This is a genomic window from Mesorhizobium sp. M5C.F.Ca.IN.020.29.1.1 (assembly GCF_003997375.1).
Lineage (GTDB): Bacteria > Pseudomonadota > Alphaproteobacteria > Rhizobiales > Rhizobiaceae > Mesorhizobium > Mesorhizobium wenxiniae.
On sequence record NZ_RZSW01000634.1, the window covers coordinates 1 to 3028 of the forward strand.

At 57.1% G+C, this 3028-nt stretch carries 3 protein-coding genes; 1 reads left to right on the top strand and 2 read right to left on the bottom strand.

Annotation, left to right across the window (positions count from 1 at the left end; genetic code table 11):
• Window positions 1-363: 363 nt before the first annotated feature.
• Together EOA85_RS31210 and hyi are read right to left on the bottom strand one after the other, a co-directional pair.
• Window positions 364-1251, bottom strand: coding sequence for a 2-hydroxy-3-oxopropionate reductase (locus tag EOA85_RS31210; protein WP_127212301.1), 888 nt, complete (start codon window positions 1249-1251; stop codon window positions 364-366).
• An 11-nt stretch (window positions 1252-1262) separates the two neighbouring features.
• On the bottom strand, window positions 1263-2072 hold the full coding sequence (gene hyi, locus EOA85_RS31215) for a hydroxypyruvate isomerase (RefSeq protein ID WP_127212302.1): 810 nt from the start codon (window positions 2070-2072) through the stop codon (window positions 1263-1265).
• A gap of 118 nt (window positions 2073-2190) precedes the next feature.
• On the opposite strand from hyi, the gene EOA85_RS31220 reads away from it, so the two are divergent.
• Window positions 2191-3028: cupin domain-containing protein (locus EOA85_RS31220; protein WP_206523408.1), on the top strand; the 838-nt coding region annotated here is incomplete at its 3' end.

A 3028-nucleotide genomic window follows, 5' to 3' on the forward strand; every position in this document is an offset into this window, starting at 1 on the left:
CGATGAGGGGTGACGGACGGCGATCCGCCTCCGAGTATGAAGGCTCAGCCGAACTGGTATCTGACGCCTGAGGCCGACGAATGAGGATTCTCCGGTCTCCCGTGTGATTGCGATCGGCGGGCCATCGTCGCTGCCATTGGTATGTGGCGGTGGTTGGCACGGTCGTGAGGGGGTAAAACTGCTCCGAACATCAGCTCGGCGATTCGCCAGAAGCGGCAAGCTCGGGAATTCGGCGACGGCTAGGCTTACCCCGATCGCTGATGAACCAGCTAGAAGAGAACCCACGAGAGAACATACGGTCGCGCCAAGAGCTTTCGCAATGACTCCGCCGTGAAGGCGCGACTCGCTTTTTTTCCAATTTCGCTACTCGCTCACCTCATGTCCAGCGAGACGCTCAAGAGCCCGCACCAGCGCCGAATGATCCTCCTTCGCACCGCCATTCGCCGCGCAGGAATTGAACAATTGCTGGGTGGTCGACGTATTCGGCAACGCTACCCCTAGCGCTTTCGCGCCTTCCAGCGCCAGGTTCAGATCCTTCTGGTGCAGTTCGATGCGGAAGCCGGGCGCGAAGGTGCGGTTCACCATCCGCTCGCCATGCACTTCGAGGATGCGCGAGGCGGCCAGGCCGCCCATCAGCGCCTGCCGCACCTTTGCCGGGTCGGCGCCTGCTTTCGAAGCAAAAACAAGGGCTTCGGCCACCGCCTCGATAGTCAGCGCCACCACTATCTGGTTGGCGACCTTGGTCGTCTGCCCAACGCCGTTTGGACCAACCAGCGTGATATTTTTTCCCATTTTTTCAAATACTTGCCGCGCCCGTTCGAACGCTTCCTCCTCGCCGCCGACCATGATGGTCAGCGACGCGGCTTTGGCGCCTACCTCCCCGCCCGATACCGGCGCATCGAGGAAGTCGCAGCCGAGCGCGTTGATTTTCTTGGCGAATTCCTTCGTTTCTATTGGCGAGATCGAGCTCATGTCGATGACCAGCTTGCCCGGGGAAAGTCCCTCCGCGACCCCCTTCTCGCCGAACAGAACCTCGGCGACCTGGGGCGTATCCGGCACCATCGTGATGACGATATCGGCAGCCCGCGCGACCTCGTCATGGCCGGAAACCGTCTTCAGCCCCTTTGCGAGGAGGTCCCCCGCCGGCTTGCTGCGATGATCGCTTGCAATCACCTCGTAGCCGGCGTCCAGCAGATGCCCCGCCATCGGCGCGCCCATAATGCCGAGGCCGATAAAGCCGATCTTTTCCATTTTTTCTTCCTTTAACTATTCACGCAGCTTCGCTTTTCAGCCATCTTCGAAGCTTCGCGAAACCATCCCAACCCCGCCTCGGTGGTGCCTTTCGGCTTGTATTCCGCGCCCACCCAGCCGGCATAGCCGATGCGGTCGAGGTACTCGTAAAGGAACGGATAGTTGATCTCGCCGGTCCCCGGCTCATGACGGCCGGGATTGTCCGCAAGCTGGATATGCGCAATGCGGCCGAGGTTCGCCTCCATGGTCCGGGCGAGATCCCCCTCCATGATTTGCATGTGGTAGATGTCGTATTGCAGGAAAATATTCCCTGACCCGACGCGGTCCATGATTGCCAGCGCCTGGCTGGAACTGTTCAGGAAAAAACCCGGAATATCGTGTGTGTTGATAGGCTCTATCAGCAGCTTTATGCCCTCGTTTTGAAGCTTCTCTGCCGCGAATTTCAGGTTTTCCACGAAGACGTCTTCGAGTGCGGATCGCTCCACGCCTTCGGGCGCTATCCCAGCCAGGCAGTTGACCTGCACGCAACCGAGCGCCTTGGCGTAGATGATCGCGGCGTCGACACCCTTGCGGAATTCGTCGATGCGGCCAGGCTGGATGGCGATGCCGCGCTCGCCCTTGCCCCAGTCGCCGGGCGGCAGGTTGAACAGCACTTGGGTAAGTCCGTTCTTCTTCAGCTGCGCGGCGACCACCTCCGGTTCGTGGTCATACGGCCCGACATATTCGACGCCCTCGAAGCCGGCGCGCTTGGCGGCATCGAAGCGGTCGAGGAAAACATCCTCTCCAAAGAGCATGGAGAGATTAGCGGAAAATCTCGGCATCTTTCTTAACTCCCTCAGTTGGCGGCACCCTCCCCTTTCGGAAAACTCGACAAAGGGGATTGCCCCTTACAGCGAAGTCTGTATTATTGTCACCATAATAATTAAACCGGAGGCTACTTTGGACCAAACAGCACGTGTTAACGCACCGAAGGGTGTGGCGAGCTTCGACAGGCCGCAGCTTGTTCGCGCCGACGAAGCGTCTCGTTTCCTTTGGGGAGATGAAAAATCCGGCCATGTCGCAGATTTAATATATGGGCGAAATGCCAAAATAAGCGCATTGATATTTAAATTGAAACCTGGTGGGTTCTTTCGATCCTCTGATACCTGGAAAGCTTTTTTTGATCAGGATCGATACTACTTCGTCATCAAAGGGCAATTAACAATTCAGGATCCAGAGTCTGGTGAAGTTGTCAGTGCTCAGGCGGGCGAGGTTATTTATTGGCGTGGTGCGAAGTGGCACTTTGGATTCAATTTCACATCGGATGAGACGGCGGTTCTTGACTGGTATGCGCCGCAGGAGCGCCCGCCCCATGTACCTGAGGTGGAGTTCGCCAAAACAAAGCCATCCGCGGTGAATGGTCATCCAGGTCGCGTCGATCTCCTTCGGCGTTGGCCAGAGGCACTTAGCTCATCATCTGAGACGGCGTACCGCACAGGCGGCGTTGTGAGGATAACACAGGCCAACGCCCTCGGCTTCATATTCGGAGACACGCATCCCACTCTTGAATCCCTTTTCGTCAGTTCCAGCGCGCTTACAGCTGGGACTGTAAGTTTAATGGCTGGGGCGCGAAGCGAAAGTCGCGTTCATCCCAGTGACAAGGTAATATTTAGTTTAGACGGCCATCTTCACGTCTATCTTCCCGAGACATATGAGTGGTTCGAGTTGAACAAGTGGGACGTTCTGTATCTTCCACCAAATACTCCACATCAATATTGGAATTACACCGATTGTATGG